The organism is Streptococcus sp. SP1 (assembly GCF_030440005.1).
GTDB lineage: Bacteria > Bacillota > Bacilli > Lactobacillales > Streptococcaceae > Streptococcus > Streptococcus parasanguinis.
In genome coordinates this window covers 174088-188453 of the sequence record NZ_JAQFJJ010000001.1, presented here as the reverse complement: position 1 = coordinate 188453, position 14366 = coordinate 174088, and the positions used below count along the sequence as shown (strand labels likewise).

Here is a 14366-nt window from a genome sequence, read left to right as displayed (position 1 = left end):
ATGGTGATAAAAGTAATGGTGGCAGATGACCAGGCCTTGATTCGAGAATCTCTAAAAATTATTTTGTCGGCCCACCCCGATATCGAAGTGGTAGCCACAGTGGAAGATGGGAATCATGTCTTGTCTAGCATTCCGCAGACACATCCTGACCTGATCTTGATGGATATTCGGATGCCAGGCATGGATGGGGTTTTGGCGACAAAAGAAGTAAAAGAACACTATCCGGATATCAAAATTATTATTTTAACGACCTTTGACGATGATGAATTTATCTATAGTGCACTCAAGTATGGTGCTTCAGGTTATCTTTTAAAGGGAGCCTCGACAGAGGAACTCTATGAAGCGATTAAGGTGGTATATCAGGGCGGAGCTATGATCAACCCGAATATCGCTAGTAAAGTCTTTCAAATTTTCTCTCAAATGGCCAAAACCAACTTCTCTATTGCTGTGGATGAGGACAATGTCAAGGATTTGAGCACAACGGAATGGCGCATTATCCAAGAAGTCGGCTATGGGGAGTCCAATAAAGAAATTGCGGCCAAACTCTTCTTGTCAGAAGGAACCGTGCGCAATTACTTATCAACGATTTTGGCGAAATTAAACCTACGAGATCGAACGCAATTAGCGATCTGGTCAGTCCAAACAGGAGTGACGAGACGTGATTTTTCTAAAGGAAATACAGAATGAAATTGAAGCGAAAGCATCTTTGTTGGGGGATCGGTCTCCTTGTTGTGCTCTGTGCAAGCGCAGGTTTTTATTGGTGGAAACAGCAACCGACCGTACTCCATATCGGCGTTTATGCAGGTTCTAGCTGGGATGTGCCAACTAGTCAACGTTCCCATGCCTTGGATCGTGCCATTCAAAAATTTGAAAAATCCCATCCCCACGTCCGTGTAGAGTATGAAAATGGGATTCCGCAGTCAGATTATTCAGATTGGCTCTCTGAAAAGATTGTTTCAGGAAAGACGCCGGATGTGTTTATGGTCTCTGAGCAAGATCTTTCCTTATTAGCAGCGCGGGGTGTGCTCGAGAAGTTAAACGGCTATATGGATCGAAAAGATCAAGCTGCCTTTTATCCCGTTGCCTTTGAATCGGGTGTCTTTCAGGGGCAAACCTATGCCTTGCCTTATGAAAGCAATCCGATTTTGATGTGTGTCAATAAAGATCTCTTGGATAAAGAAGGCATCGCGGTTCCCAAAGAAGGTTGGACCCTTGAAGAGTTCTATACGATTTGCAAGAAACTAACCAAAGATACCAATGGGGATGGGCAATTGGACCAATTTGGGAGTACAGAATACACCTGGAAAGAAGCCTTGGCAGCAAATGGAGGTTATCTCTTCCAAGGTGGCATGCTCAAGCTGACAGCTCCAGAAGTCAAAGAGTCTTTGACTTTTCTGCAAAAATTGGAAGATCTAAATAAAAATTACAAGGTGAGCTCTAAAGATTTTGACCAGGGGAAAGTCGCCTTCTATCCCATGACCTTGGCCCAATATCGGACCTATAAACCTTATCCCTACCACGTTTCTAAATATTCAAACTTCACCTGGACCTGTATCCCGATGCCTGCTAAGTCAAAAACGACCAAGGCAACCTTGGTCACGACGACTTCTTTTGCTATGTCGGCTCGAAGTTCTCATTCCAAGTTGGCTTGGGAATTGATGCAACTCTTGACAGAGGATCCAGACATTCAACAAACCCTCTTTGCCCAATCCCAAGGGATCTCTGTCATGCCACAGGTCGTCAAGAGTCGCTCTAGTAAAGACCTTCTGCAGGTGGATGATTTTGGAACAGATTCCTTGACCAATCAGACCTTGAACCGCATCATGGAACAAGCTGTTGAAAGTAGTCCTAAAAATGTCTCAAAAGAGGTGCTAGAAAAGCTAGACTACTTGATTGGCAATGCCTTGCGCGATCAGGATGTCGAGAACCGCTTGCCTCAAATTCAGAGGGAGATTGAGAGTAGTCTACAGGTAGGAGTTTAGAGCAAAATAAGATGGCATTTTGTCAAGTGACAGATGTCATTTTTTAATTGCTAAATGTCATATTGGGAATGTGACATTTGACAATATAAAAACGCTTTCAAATAGTCTACAATAGAGTCAAATAAAGGAGGCGTAGAAAAATGAAATACCTCGTTTTGGTCAGTCATGGTGGACTGGCAGAAGGTCTAAAAACATCACTGGCCATGTTTGCTGGTGACAAGTTGGATCAGGTCATCGCAGTTGGACTCAAAGAAGGAAAATCGGTTGATGACTTCGCAGTTGATTTTAGAGAGAGCATTTCAGGATTGACAGCTGATGATTCTGTTTTGGTCTTGGCAGATATCGTAGGTGGTAGTCCATTAACCACTGCAGCCACGGTTCTAGAAGAAGCTGGAAAGCTCGATGGAGCCTTGATCCTTGGTGGGATGAACCTTACCATGGCCTTGACGGCAGTTGTGATGAAGGATGTGTTGGATGGAGACGATTTATCAGCCACCATCTTATCAGAAGCACGATCTGCACTACAGCCTTTTGAAGTTTCAGCCACTAGTGCTGAAGAAGATGATGACGATATTTAATAGGGAGGTACCTTATGGTAGTAACATTTGTACGGATTGATGACCGCATGATTCACGGTCAGACAGTCACACGCTGGGCAAAAGAAAAACCATGTGATGGTTTGATTGCCGTAAACGATGCAGCAGCATCAAACAAGGTTTTGATCCAAGCTTACAAAGGCGCATCAGACAAGAAAACCTTTGTATGGACAAAGGAAGCTTTTAAGGAAAAATCAGCAAAAGTAACGGAATCAGATAGTCGTTACTTCTTGATCACCAAAAATCCAATCGATATGAAGGAAATTTTGGTCGACCAAGGGTTTGTCCCAGGTGATGTCAAAGAAATCATCGTTGGCCCTGCAAATGATCGTCCAGGTGCTGTGAAATTGGGGAATAACCAATCCATCACTCAGGAAGAAGCAGAAGCTTTCCAAGCCATTCAAGCAGCAGGCTACAAGGTGAAATTCCAATTGTTGCCAGATGTTTCCATCGGTTATTGGGATGATTTCAAATCAAAATTTGGTTTTTAAACCCAACAGTCTTATCTGTTAGGTAAATAAATTTACAAACAAAAGGAGCGTTTGTTATGACAATTTCATGGATTCAAGCAATCTTGCTTGGTATTTTCGCCAGCTTGTCTTCAATGCCTGGTATGGGAGGTTCCAGTATCGGGAACTATACACTCGGTCGTCCCTTGATCGGTGGGTTGATTTCAGGTTTAATTCTTGGAGATGTGACAACTGGTATTATGGTCGGGGTTGCCCTTCAAGTTGTTTATATCGCCTTGGTAACACCTGGTGGTACCGTATCTGCCGATGTTCGTGCCATCTCTTATATCGGTGTTCCTCTTGCTATCTTGTTTGTGCATGCCAATAACATCACAGATGAAGCAGGAATCGCCGCAGCTGCAGCTCCAATCGGCGCAGCTGTTGGGACAATCGGTACAGTTCTTTTTTACGGTACCGCTACTATGAACTTGGTATGGCAACACATTGGTTGGAAAGCCGTTGAAGAAGGAAACTTCAAAAAACTCTACGCAGTTGACTGGGTTTACCCTTGGATCTCTCACTTCCTCTTCTCTTTCCTTCCAACAATGATTATCACCAAATACGGTGAAAATATGGTTGATTTGATGAAACAATACCTTCCTATGGATGGTTACTGGATGAAAGCCCTCTTTACAGTCGGTGCTCTTCTCCCATGTGTCGGTATTGCCATCTTGTTGAAACAAATTGTTACAGAAGCAACTGACTTCATTCCATTCTTTGTTGGATTTACCTTGGCGAAATCTCTCGGATTGAACTTGGTATCCAGTGCCGTTGTTTCATTAATCTTTGCAGTAATCTACTATGAACTTGAAGTGATCAAATCGATGAAAGCTGCTCCTGCTGGAGCGGTGGATCTAGACGATGATGAGGAGGATATTTAAAATGGCTGATAGAAAGAAAATTTCAAAGAAAACATTAGCAAAAGCATTCCATCATTGGTATTATGGTCATTTGACTTGTTTCTCTCAAGAACATATGCAAACCTTCGGGTACTTGACTTCTATGCTTCCAATCGTAGAAGAAATGTATGACACAAAAGAAGAACAAAAGGATGCTATGCAAACCTATACGGCCTTCTTCAACACTGAACCACAACTTGGATCTCTTGTTGTAGGGATCACAGCTGGTTTGGAAGAAGCGCGTGCAAACGGAGATGCAGTAGATGGCGAAACCATCAACGGTATGCGTGCCGGTTTGATGGGACCAATCGCTGGTATTGGTGACTCATTGGTCGTTGGTACCTTGATCCCAGTTCTCTTGGGGATTGCCCTTGGTCTTTCTAAAGGTGGTAACGTCGCTGGTGCTCTCTTCTACATCGTCGTATGGAACCTCTTAGTCTACTTTGGTATGCGCTTTGCCTTCTTCAAAGGTTACCAATTAGGGGATAAAGCCGTTGAATTCCTTGTAGGACCAAAAGGACAAGCTCTTCGTAAAGCGATCAGCGTTGTCGGTGGTATGGTTATCGGTGCCGTAGCAGCTACTTGGGTATCTGTTACAACAGCCCTTCAATTTAAGAATTCTGAAGGAAAAGTCTTCTTGAACATTCAAGAAAAGATCGATGGTGTTTATCCAGGTCTCTTGACAGCAGCCTTCATCACTCTTTGCTGGTGGTTGATGTCTAAGAAAAAAATTTCACCAAACAAAGTTATGTTACTTCTCGTTGTAGTTGCTTTGATCGGTGTTGCCCTTGGTATCTTCGACCCACATCTTAAATACTAAGGAAAAGAAAAAACGAATTTGCTAGTAGGAGTTTTTGAGAATGAAGTGAATTGACCTCCTTTACTTGCACTTCATTCTCAATTTTTATCAGGAGGAATCCCATGGTTACAAAACAAGAACTTGTCAATGGATATGAAACAGAAATCAACTACCAACGCCACATGCTTGAAAACCTTGGTCGTTGGTTCAGCTTACTCTTTATCATTGCCAGTATTGGTGTGGTATTGATCTATCTCTTTCACAAAAGTTTCCTCCCACTCTTGATCCTCGGGATTTTACTGGCCTTGGTTGGAATTTTAGGCATGATTGTTTTTGGATATGGCATCTACCGCGGGCGGATCAATCTTCAAAAAGTGATCGACGATTTCAATCAAAAATTGACAATTTTAAATTGATATTTTAGAAACATCTCATTTATTTTTGAGGTGTTTTTTTCTTGACTATTTCTGACCAAGTGATACAATAGAAACATAAGTTAGCACTTACGTATAGAGAGTGCTAAAAACACGTATGGAGGAATGAAGATGTTAAAACCATTAGGAGACCGTGTGGTCTTAAAAATAGAAGAAAAAGAACAGACTGTTGGAGGTTTTGTCCTTGCAGGTGCGAGCAAGGCTGATACAAAAACAGCTGAAGTAGTGGCCGTTGGTGAAGGTGTGCGTACCCTAAGTGGTGAACTCATCGCTCCAGCTGTAAAAGCAGGAGATCAAGTTTTGGTTGAAAGCCACGCAGGAATTGAAGTGAAAGATGGGGAAGAAACCTACACCATCGTTGGAACAGCAAACATTCTTGCAATTGTAGAGTAAGAGAAGAAAGAGGTAAGAGAAATGGCAAAAGATATTAAATTTTCATCTGATGCACGTTCTGCAATGGTCCGTGGTGTCGATGTCTTAGCAGATACAGTGAAAGTCACTTTGGGCCCTAAAGGTCGCAATGTGGTTCTTGAAAAATCATTTGGTTCACCCTTGATCACAAATGATGGGGTGACCATCGCAAAAGAAATCGAATTGGAAGACCATTTTGAAAATATGGGTGCTAAATTGGTGTCAGAAGTGGCTTCTAAGACCAATGATATCGCAGGTGACGGTACAACGACCGCAACTGTTTTGACTCAAGCCATCGTCCGTGAAGGGATCAAAAACGTCACTGCAGGTGCTAACCCAATTGGCATCCGCCGTGGGATTGAGACCGCTGTTGCAACAGCAGTAGAAGCTTTGAAAAACAATGCGATCCCAGTATCGAGCAAGGAAGCGATTGCTCAAGTAGCTGCTGTGTCTTCTCGTTCTGAAAAAGTTGGTGAGTACATCTCTGAAGCCATGGAAAAAGTTGGTAAAGATGGAGTCATCACGATTGAAGAGTCTCGTGGAATGGAGACAGAACTGGAAGTCGTTGAAGGTATGCAATTTGACCGTGGTTACCTCTCACAATACATGGTCACTGATAATGAAAAAATGGTGGCAGACCTTGAAAATCCATACATTTTGATCACTGATAAGAAGATTTCAAATATCCAAGAAATCTTGCCGTTGTTGGAAAGCATTCTTCAAAGCAACCGTCCACTCTTGATCATCGCAGATGATGTCGATGGCGAAGCTCTTCCAACACTTGTCTTGAACAAGATCCGCGGTACCTTTAATGTCGTAGCTGTCAAGGCACCAGGATTTGGAGATCGCCGCAAAGCCATGCTAGAAGACATTGCCATCTTGACTGGTGGTACAGTCATTACAGACGATCTTGGTTTGGAATTGAAAGATGCAACCATTGAAGCCCTTGGTCAAGCAGCTAAAGTGTCAGTCGATAAAGACAGTACCGTCATTGTCGAAGGTTCTGGTAACCCAGAAGCGATCGCTAACCGTGTGGCTGTTATCAAGTCACAAATCGAAACTACAACCTCTGAATTTGACCGTGAAAAATTACAAGAACGTTTGGCCAAATTGTCTGGTGGTGTTGCCGTGATCAAGGTCGGTGCTGCAACAGAAACAGAATTGAAAGAAATGAAACTCCGTATCGAAGATGCCCTTAATGCGACTCGCGCAGCCGTTGAAGAAGGGATCGTTGCCGGGGGTGGTACAGCTCTTGTCAATGTCATTTCTGCAGTCGCAGCCCTTGAATTGGAAGGGGATGAAGCGACCGGACGCAATATCGTTCTTCGTGCTTTGGAAGAACCTGTGCGCCAAATTGCCCACAATGCCGGTTATGAAGGATCTATTGTGATTGATCGCTTGAAAAATGCCGAAGTCGGAACAGGTTTCAATGCTGCAACAGGTGAATGGGTGAATATGATTGATGCAGGAATCATCGACCCAGTTAAAGTGAGCCGTTCAGCCCTTCAAAACGCCGCTTCCGTAGCGAGTCTTATCTTGACGACCGAAGCAGTTGTAGCCAACAAACCAGAACCAGCAGCCCCAGCAGGACCGGGAATGGATCCAAGCATGATGGGTGGGATGATGTAACACACTTAGCCTAATGGGTGCTAAAGCACCTCATTAGGCTACGGCAAGCACCATGGTGCCTTGCCGAAGTGTCTTACTAAGAAAATAAAGAAGGCGTTATCGGCCTTCTTTATTTTCTGTCGTAACTGTTACACGATTGAGGCTATACCTCTCATCGTTGGATAGTAGCCACTATGTTGCGGCCTGGCTAATCGTCTTACTAGCTCAAAGGGAGGAAAATATCGTTCCTCCCTTTTCACGTCGTAACCTATGTAACTAAAAACAAAGAAGGCGTTATCGGTCTTCTTTATTTTCTGTCGTAACTTGTTCTAGTTGCTTGCTTCTTTTTGTTATGGAATAATATTTTTATTTTAAATTTTGTAACAGAAATGATAAATACTAATTAAAGAAGACTTGCGTAGATGCTTGGGAATCAAGCGTTTGTTGTGTTTTCAGACAGAGGAATATTTGCCAACAAATTGCAATACAAATTAACTGATTTTGTAATAATTCTAGTGTATACTATTAAGAGTAGATCACAGGTCTACATTGTTGCAAGGGGAGAACTTCCCACATACATGTCTATTGACAATAAAACTTGATCGTAATATCGCTGTTAGTAAAATGAGAGTTTGAACATGGCGTAGATTTTATCGACCTTTTTCATATTAAAAAATATTTTTCAAATTCCCCTTGCGCAAGCTCTTCCGGGTTCCTCCGGGAGAGTTTTTTGTTTAGGAAAAAAGTAGAAGGCCTTTGAGTCTCCTTTGAAAGAGTGGCTCAGCAGGCATCATTTATGGTAAAATAGAACATATTCGTAGAGGGGAAGGAGTGAGGACTTTGTTGAAGATTTTTGTGTTAGAAGATGAATGGATCCAACAATCGCGTATCGAAGCGGTTTTGCAGGATCTCATCCGTCAAAAATCCTTGCAATGCAAAGCGCCAGAAGTGTTTGGGAAGTCAAGCCAGTTGCTGGATGCTATCACAGAGAGAGGCGCCCATCACCTATTCTTTTTAGATATCGAGATTAAAGGTGAGGAGAAAAAGGGTCTAGAGATCGCAAAAGAGATTCGTAAGAAAGACCCCCATGCGACCATTGTCTTTGTCACCACTCACTCTGAATTCATGCCCATTACCTTTCAGTACAAAGTAGCTGCCTTGGATTTTATCGATAAAACGCTGGGTGAGGAAGAGTTCAAAGAGAGAATCAGCTCAGCCATCGACTATACCTTGGAGCAAGCTGGGACCACGATTGCGCAAGATGCCTTTACGTTTGAGAGTGCGATGGCGCGTGTACAAGTTCCTTTTAATAAGATTTTGTATGTTGAAACGTCTCCAACCATTCACAAGGTCATTTTACACACCCAGGAAGAGCGCTTGGAATTTTACGCTAGTATTGCCGATATCGAAAAAGCAGATTCCCGCTTGTATCGGTGCCACCGCTCCTTTGTGGTGAATCCGCAAAATATTACGAAGATTGATAAAGAAGCCAAGAAAGCTTTTTTTGAAAATGGGGACAATTGCTTGATCTCACGGACCAAGTACAGAGGCTTACTGGAAGCTTTGAAAAAATAGAAGGGAGAAACAATTGCTGTTAGATATTCTAATGTCTTACCTAAAGTTCTTCGTCAGCATGCTGATCTATCGTCATATCAGTAGACAAGAGTTCGCCTTGCGCTGGCTCTTTTTGTGCCCCTTCTTCTTTGCAATTATCTTTACCCTTGTGCCACCGGTAGGCTTTTTTGGCTATTTCTTAGTATTTATTGCCTATAGTTTCTATCGAAATCGTAACATACGACACCTTTTGAATATTTTTTACGGGCTCTACCCGGTTGTCATGGAGAGTCTCATTGGGCGCCTCCTAGCCTTTTATGTCTTTCCAATGCTAGGGATCGTACTTGTTCATGAGGCATCTGTCAGCTGGTATGATGCTCTACTTGAATTGCTGGTCTTTCCTGTTTATATAGGAATCACTAAATTGTTAAAACTAGATTTTACAGATCTAAAAGTAGGATTTCAACGGCAGTATTTTAATCGTTTCTTACTCCCAATGGATCTTTCCATGTTTGTGTATTTGCTCAGTGTTGTAGGTCTGGTGGTTTTTGAGGATATTATTCCGCATGCAGATGCTTTGCGGAAACAGTTAAATAGTATTTATTTGATTTTGTTTTTTGTGATGCTCTTGTATTTCAATGCAGTGTCCAAAGAACGATTGAAACAAGAGATTCTGGAACAAAAAGATAGGCAACTGCAGGAGTTAGCCACCTATAGCCAACACGTCGAAATGCTCTATGGGGAGATTCGTGCCTTTCGTCATGATTACCTGAATATTTTAACCAGTCTCAAATTAAGTATTGAGCACGAAGACCTCAATGCGATCAGGGAAGTCTATGAGAATGTTCTTCGAGAGAGTGGCCAGCAATTTTACAATAGTAAGTTTGATATTGCCAAACTCAGTCACATCGAAAATCCAGCTGTAAAAAGTGTTCTGTCCGCAAAATTATTGGAAGCTCAAAATAAAGGGATTGGGATCTCTGTCGAGATCGATGAACCAGTTCGTGATTTATTCATCGAGGTTTTAGATTTCATCACCTTCTTATCCATCCTTTGTGACAATGCTATCGAAGCGAGTCTCGAATCAGACGACCCCCAGCTGACTCTTGCCATGCTTCAGGAGACGAACTCCCTCATCTTAATAGTTGAAAATAGTACAAAAGCTGAAAAAATAGAGTTAGCGAGAATTTTTGAAAAAGACTACTCGAGTAAAGGAGAGGGCCGCGGTCTTGGCTTGTACAAGATCCAACAATTACTGGAAAAGTATCCCAAAACGACAGTGTCTACCAAGAGTTCAAACTACCGATTTACTCAGAGCCTGACCTTTTGGAAGGAATAATGGAAGAGAGAGTGGGACAGAAATCGGTAATTCGTTAGAATTCGATTTCGTCGTCCCACCTCCGCACAGTTGAGTAGGGCTGTAAAAGCTGATGAAATCAGCGTAGTAGAGCCCACTCAACCACTGCGTCTTGCTCGACAATCAAAAATAATTGAGAGGCTAGGACTTTTGTCCCAGCCTCTTTTTTGACCATTCACGACGATTTTCTGACCGATTCTGACAGAGAGCTACAAAGACTGTCCCTTTGAAGTATACTGTATACAAGATCAATAAGAAAAGAGGGATCGTATGTTTCAGGTAGCATCTATTACAAAATCATTTAAGGAGAAAGCTGTATTAAAGGGAGTGTCTTTTTCGATAGAAGAAGGAGACAAAATTGCCTTGCTGGGAAATAATGGGGCAGGTAAAAGCACCCTGTTCAATATTATCGCTGGACAGCTCCAGGCCGATTCGGGGACGATAAAGACTTCGCTTGATTTTCAAAGAGAAATTGGGATGATGCCTCAGGGGGATCTGCTCATCGAGGATCTAACCGTTGCTGAATTCGTCGAATTAAAAAGCCGGATGAATCAGCTGAAGCAGGCTGATATCAATGGACTCTTAGAGATGGTCGAATTGAGAGGCTCAAAAGAGCAGATGGTGGGAAGTCTTTCTGGTGGTCAAAAGAGACGCTTGTCCTTGTTGTTAACCATTTTGAATCATCCAAGGTTGATTTTTTTAGATGAGCCAACGACTGGTATGGACTTGGAAGCAGTAGATAATTTTTGGAAATTGCTGGAGCAGCAAGAGTTTACATCTGTTGTGGTGACCCATGATTTCAACCAAATTGATGCCTTTTTTACAAAAGTCCTGATTTTAAAAGATGGTCGAATTGCTGCCACAAAGGCTGTTGAGGATATTCACCAGGCTGGTCAAACCATTGAGCAGTATTTCCGAGAAGAGATGAATAAAGGAGGGGAACAAGCATGAGAAAGATTCAATTAAAACAAGTTTTACGAAATAAGCGCTTTGTATTATTCACCATTATTTTACCCATAGGCTGGTATATCTTCTTTGATCAGCTTCAAAAAGGAGTTTCGCCAAGTATTTTATTAGGCATTGCCGTCTTTATCGGCGTCATTGGCAATAGCCTTGCAACCTTTAGTAAGCGAATCGCCTCAGATATCGGGTTTTATTCTTTTGAATCCCACTTTACAAGCTATAGTGTCAAGAACTATTTATGGGATCAAAGCATCGTACAACTGATTCTGAACAGCTTGATCTTTTTAGCAGTACTAGTAGTTGCTGTTCTAGGTTTTCACTTTCCGGTGACGACTAGCCTGTTGGTGCAATTTTTCCTCTTATCCTTGATGGGGATCTACTTTAGCGTGATTGGCTTTGTTCTTGGGGTAAGAGTAGATGCCAAGACGATTGATACCATTGGCTTTCCTGTCATTATTTTGGCTGCTATGACCATTATTCCCTTTGATACGCTTGGCGCAAGTGGAGGATTTATGGACCTGGTTGGCAAGCTACAACGGGCTTTCCCAGGCTATTATTATACAAAGCTGATCCAAGATTTGACCGAGAAACAAATGATAGATGTCTCTCAATTGGCGCTCTTTGTTGCTGTATTTGGATTGAATTTGCTATTTTTCTATCTGCTCGTACCCAAAGGAAAAATGGGGAACTAAGAGTAGTTAAAAAGAGAGTGGGACAGAAATCTGTAATTCGTTAGAATTCGATTTCGTCGTCCCACCTCCGCACAGTTGAGTAGGGCTGTAAAAGTTGATGAAATCAGCGTAGTAGAGCCCACTCAACCACTGCGTCTTGCTCGACAATCCAAAAATAATTGAGAGGCTAGGACTTTTGTCCCAGCCTCTTTTTGTGCATAATGCCCTACATGAATTTTGGAAGGCTTTTTCATCTTGAAAATAATCAAAAATGTTGAAATATAAGTGTTTTTTGAACAAATACTTGGGGTGAGGCAAAAGTGGGGCAGGTAGCAACTGCTTAAAATGATGAAGCATGAACTAAAAAAGTTTCCAATTTTGCATAGTTGGAAACTTTTTCGATGATTTTAATGACTAACTGTCTTGCGATAAAAACTCTGAAACCAAAACTTCTTGACTAATGGTTTCAGATAAAGCTTGTTTAAATGCTAATTTTCCTAAAGAATAGGATTGGTGGTCTATCGTTGGTAGCTTCAACAGATGCCCAACTAATAGACGTTCCTGACCAATGATATAGGGAATTTTTTTCTCTCTTTCTTCATATCCCTTTATGAGACCGGCTGCTACTTCATCACTTGTAGCTAATATACCATCGATACGATCGTCATTGACTAATTCATGTGATACGTGTAGGCCATCATTAAAATCATGAATATTCCCAAATACCATATATGGAGTCGACTGTTGCCCATAAACATCGTGATAAGCTAATAATGCAGTTTGATAGGTAGCCGATGATTCGTTATCCCTTGAAAATAACAAAACTAAGTGTTCCAATCCTCGTGCTTTCATCGCAGAAAAAGCATCCACAAATGAAGAATAGCGGTCCAGGTAAGCAGAAGACAGGAGAGGGTATCCTTGTAATTTTTCACAAACTACGATTCGTCCATATTTCGCATAGGTTTCAATTGTATCAAGACGAATAGCTCTTGAAGTGAAGATTAAAGCATCAATAGCTTCCATTTTGAGTTGCTTCAGGTAGGATAGTTCCAATTCTTGATTATAATCTGAAGGCATCATGACAAGTTGGTAGTCGCTAGCTTTAGCAGCGTCAAGGAGACCATTGATTAATTGTGTAAAATAAGGGTGCTGGGTGTGTGGAATGACGACCCCTATTTTTTGTGTTTTTCCTCGACTTAAATCTCGTGCTAGCTGGTTAGGCATATAGTCCAGCTCGTTGATAAGATCCATGACCCTTTGTCGTGTCTCATCAGAGACATGTGGATGGTGATTGATCACACGAGAAACGGTTGATTTAGCCACGCCTGCTTTTTTAGCTATTTCACTGATACTTGTCATTAGAGGGCTCCTACTTTAAAAACTTGTGAATCCCATATCCTACGCCATCCTCATCATTAGACTTCGTTATTTTATACGCTATCGCTTTGATGTCATCAAAGGCATTATCCATCACAATAGGGTAGCCAACCATTTCAAGCATAGGCAAATCATTATGTCCGTCACCAAATGCAGCTGTTTCTTCTTTAGCTAACTGCTCTTTTCGAAGGATGTGTGCAATTCCTTTCGATTTTTTAGCTAGGAGATGTGTAATTTCAAGATAGGCTTTACCTGAACGTTGAATCGTGATTTGTGGTAAGTATAAACTTTGAAGATACTTTTCCAATTCTCGCATGGTTGCTTCATCGAAAGTAATCATCATAATTTTAAAAGTATTTCCTTGACCCTCTAAAAACTGCTCTTCATTATCAATAAAGGTTGGCGTTTGACGGGTTAAATTTTGTTCGTATTGGATTCCTTCGTCTATTTTATCACAATACCAGTTGTTCATGTCATAATAAGATAGACTAACTTGAGGGAAGTGTTGACGGATGCCTCTCAGTAACTGTTTTGCTGTCTTATGTTTGATGGTTTGGACATGAATCGGTAGGACTTGATGATGATTTCCTATGGTATAAATTAATCCTCCGTTAAAAGCAACCTGAACCCCTTTTAATTGAAGGGCATCAGTGGCCTCCTTCATTTCCATTGGTGCTCTAGCAGATACTAAAGTGATGGGGATTCCTGCTTCGCGTATCAAGGCTGCATTACTGTCACTGACCTGTCCTTTGCTATTTAAAAGTGTACCGTCCATGTCGCAAAAAATACGTTTGATTTTCATATAGATGACCTCTTTTACTTTTTGAAACCAGTATAAACTCTGGAACGCGTTCCATGTCAAGCATAATTTTAAAAAAATTTTTGAGAAAATAAATCGTATTTTGTATATGTTATTCGTGGGACAAATGATCTTGAGATAAGCAAAAAGCCTTGAGTTGTTTTCAAGGCTTTTTGTGCATAAAAAAATGCCCCCTACATGGATTTGGAAAGGATTTTCATATTGAAAATAATCAAAAATATTGAAATATAGATGATTTTAGGGAAGTACTTTTAGGTGTTTTCAATGTCATGATTTAAAAATGGGGCAAAAATGGGGCAAAAACGAATGACTCATAAAGGTTTCTAATTTGGTTTGAAAAACCTATAATACCTAATGATTATGCCATACTAGATATATAGTGTTGT

At 41.4% G+C, this 14366-nt stretch carries 15 protein-coding genes; 13 read left to right on the top strand and 2 right to left on the bottom strand.

All coding sequences use genetic code 11. The annotated features are described in order from the left end of the window. Positions 1-3: 3 nt before the first annotated feature. The 13 genes from PCY07_RS00905 (at position 4) to PCY07_RS00845 (ending at position 11804) form a co-directional block, all read left to right on the top strand. Positions 4-687, top strand: coding sequence for a response regulator transcription factor (locus PCY07_RS00905; RefSeq protein WP_037585171.1), 684 nt, complete (start codon positions 4-6; stop codon positions 685-687). After that, positions 684-1982, top strand: coding sequence for an ABC transporter substrate-binding protein (locus PCY07_RS00900; protein WP_013904504.1), 1299 nt, complete (start codon positions 684-686; stop codon positions 1980-1982). Before PCY07_RS00905 ends, PCY07_RS00900 begins: the two co-directional genes overlap by 4 nt. A 140-nt stretch (positions 1983-2122) precedes the next feature. Continuing rightward, positions 2123-2560 (top strand): PTS sugar transporter subunit IIA, encoded by a 438-nt coding sequence (locus PCY07_RS00895; RefSeq protein ID WP_003019069.1) that lies wholly within the window; start codon positions 2123-2125, stop codon positions 2558-2560. Positions 2561-2574: 14 nt separating this feature from the next. Continuing rightward, complete coding sequence (locus tag PCY07_RS00890) at positions 2575-3069, top strand: PTS sugar transporter subunit IIB (RefSeq protein WP_000261775.1); 495 nt, start codon at positions 2575-2577, stop codon at positions 3067-3069. A gap of 56 nt (positions 3070-3125) precedes the next feature. Beyond that, the gene (locus PCY07_RS00885; RefSeq protein WP_003019182.1) at positions 3126-3968 is read left to right on the top strand and encodes a PTS sugar transporter subunit IIC; all 843 of its coding nucleotides are present in this window, start codon (positions 3126-3128) and stop codon (positions 3966-3968) included. Next, the gene (locus PCY07_RS00880) at positions 3952-4806 is read left to right on the top strand and encodes a PTS system mannose/fructose/sorbose family transporter subunit IID (protein ID WP_037585172.1); all 855 of its coding nucleotides are present in this window, start codon (positions 3952-3954) and stop codon (positions 4804-4806) included. Before PCY07_RS00885 ends, PCY07_RS00880 begins: the two co-directional genes overlap by 17 nt. A 101-nt stretch (positions 4807-4907) precedes the next feature. Beyond that, a complete protein-coding gene (locus tag PCY07_RS00875) occupies positions 4908-5201 on the top strand; it encodes a hypothetical protein (protein WP_003013750.1) in 294 nt (97 codons plus the stop codon). Positions 5202-5330: 129 nt separating this feature from the next. Then, positions 5331-5612 carry a co-chaperone GroES gene (gene groES / locus PCY07_RS00870; RefSeq protein WP_301355831.1) on the top strand — a complete coding sequence of 94 codons (282 nt, stop codon included), beginning with the start codon at positions 5331-5333 and terminating at the stop codon, positions 5610-5612. 21 nt (positions 5613-5633) lie between these two features. After that, positions 5634-7259 carry a chaperonin GroEL gene (groL, locus tag PCY07_RS00865; protein ID WP_003004647.1) on the top strand — a complete coding sequence of 542 codons (1626 nt, stop codon included), beginning with the start codon at positions 5634-5636 and terminating at the stop codon, positions 7257-7259. A gap of 819 nt (positions 7260-8078) precedes the next feature. Further along, on the top strand, positions 8079-8813 hold the full coding sequence (locus tag PCY07_RS00860; RefSeq protein ID WP_301355834.1) for a response regulator transcription factor: 735 nt from the start codon (positions 8079-8081) through the stop codon (positions 8811-8813). A gap of 31 nt (positions 8814-8844) precedes the next feature. After that, the gene (locus PCY07_RS00855) at positions 8845-10131 is read left to right on the top strand and encodes a sensor histidine kinase (RefSeq protein ID WP_301355837.1); all 1287 of its coding nucleotides are present in this window, start codon (positions 8845-8847) and stop codon (positions 10129-10131) included. Positions 10132-10419: 288 nt separating this feature from the next. Beyond that, the gene (locus PCY07_RS00850) at positions 10420-11100 is read left to right on the top strand and encodes an ABC transporter ATP-binding protein (RefSeq protein WP_214255581.1); all 681 of its coding nucleotides are present in this window, start codon (positions 10420-10422) and stop codon (positions 11098-11100) included. Then, positions 11097-11804, top strand: coding sequence for an ABC transporter (locus tag PCY07_RS00845; protein WP_301355840.1), 708 nt, complete (start codon positions 11097-11099; stop codon positions 11802-11804). The genes PCY07_RS00850 and PCY07_RS00845 overlap by 4 nt, the downstream gene beginning before the upstream one ends. A 393-nt stretch (positions 11805-12197) precedes the next feature. Here the strand turns inward: PCY07_RS00845 and PCY07_RS00840 are convergent, their stop codons facing one another. Together PCY07_RS00840 and PCY07_RS00835 are read right to left on the bottom strand one after the other, a co-directional pair. Beyond that, the gene (locus tag PCY07_RS00840; RefSeq protein ID WP_301355841.1) at positions 12198-13142 is read right to left on the bottom strand and encodes a LacI family DNA-binding transcriptional regulator; all 945 of its coding nucleotides are present in this window, start codon (positions 13140-13142) and stop codon (positions 12198-12200) included. A gap of 10 nt (positions 13143-13152) precedes the next feature. Then, entirely contained in the window at positions 13153-13962 is an 810-nt protein-coding gene (locus PCY07_RS00835) for a Cof-type HAD-IIB family hydrolase (RefSeq protein ID WP_301355844.1), read from the bottom strand. Positions 13963-14366 lie beyond the last annotated feature (404 nt).

Excerpts from the sequence above, each read along its gene's own strand:
- groL (WP_003004647.1), top strand. The coding sequence starts at position 5,634 with ATGGCAAAAGATATTAAATTTTCATCTGATGCACGTTCTGCAATGGTC.
- PCY07_RS00900 (WP_013904504.1), top strand. The coding sequence starts at position 684 with ATGAAATTGAAGCGAAAGCATCTTTGTTGGGGGATCGGTCTCCTTGTT.
- PCY07_RS00840 (WP_301355841.1), bottom strand. The coding sequence starts at position 13,142 with ATGACAAGTATCAGTGAAATAGCTAAAAAAGCAGGCGTGGCTAAATCA.
- PCY07_RS00890 (WP_000261775.1), top strand. The coding sequence starts at position 2,575 with ATGGTAGTAACATTTGTACGGATTGATGACCGCATGATTCACGGTCAG.
- PCY07_RS00880 (WP_037585172.1), top strand. The coding sequence starts at position 3,952 with ATGAGGAGGATATTTAAAATGGCTGATAGAAAGAAAATTTCAAAGAAA.
- PCY07_RS00875 (WP_003013750.1), top strand. The coding sequence starts at position 4,908 with ATGGTTACAAAACAAGAACTTGTCAATGGATATGAAACAGAAATCAAC.
- PCY07_RS00885 (WP_003019182.1), top strand. The coding sequence starts at position 3,126 with ATGACAATTTCATGGATTCAAGCAATCTTGCTTGGTATTTTCGCCAGC.
- PCY07_RS00845 (WP_301355840.1), top strand. The coding sequence starts at position 11,097 with ATGAGAAAGATTCAATTAAAACAAGTTTTACGAAATAAGCGCTTTGTA.
- groES (WP_301355831.1), top strand. The coding sequence starts at position 5,331 with ATGTTAAAACCATTAGGAGACCGTGTGGTCTTAAAAATAGAAGAAAAA.
- PCY07_RS00835 (WP_301355844.1), bottom strand. The coding sequence starts at position 13,962 with ATGAAAATCAAACGTATTTTTTGCGACATGGACGGTACACTTTTAAAT.
- PCY07_RS00895 (WP_003019069.1), top strand. The coding sequence starts at position 2,123 with ATGAAATACCTCGTTTTGGTCAGTCATGGTGGACTGGCAGAAGGTCTA.
- PCY07_RS00850 (WP_214255581.1), top strand. The coding sequence starts at position 10,420 with ATGTTTCAGGTAGCATCTATTACAAAATCATTTAAGGAGAAAGCTGTA.
- PCY07_RS00855 (WP_301355837.1), top strand. The coding sequence starts at position 8,845 with ATGTCTTACCTAAAGTTCTTCGTCAGCATGCTGATCTATCGTCATATC.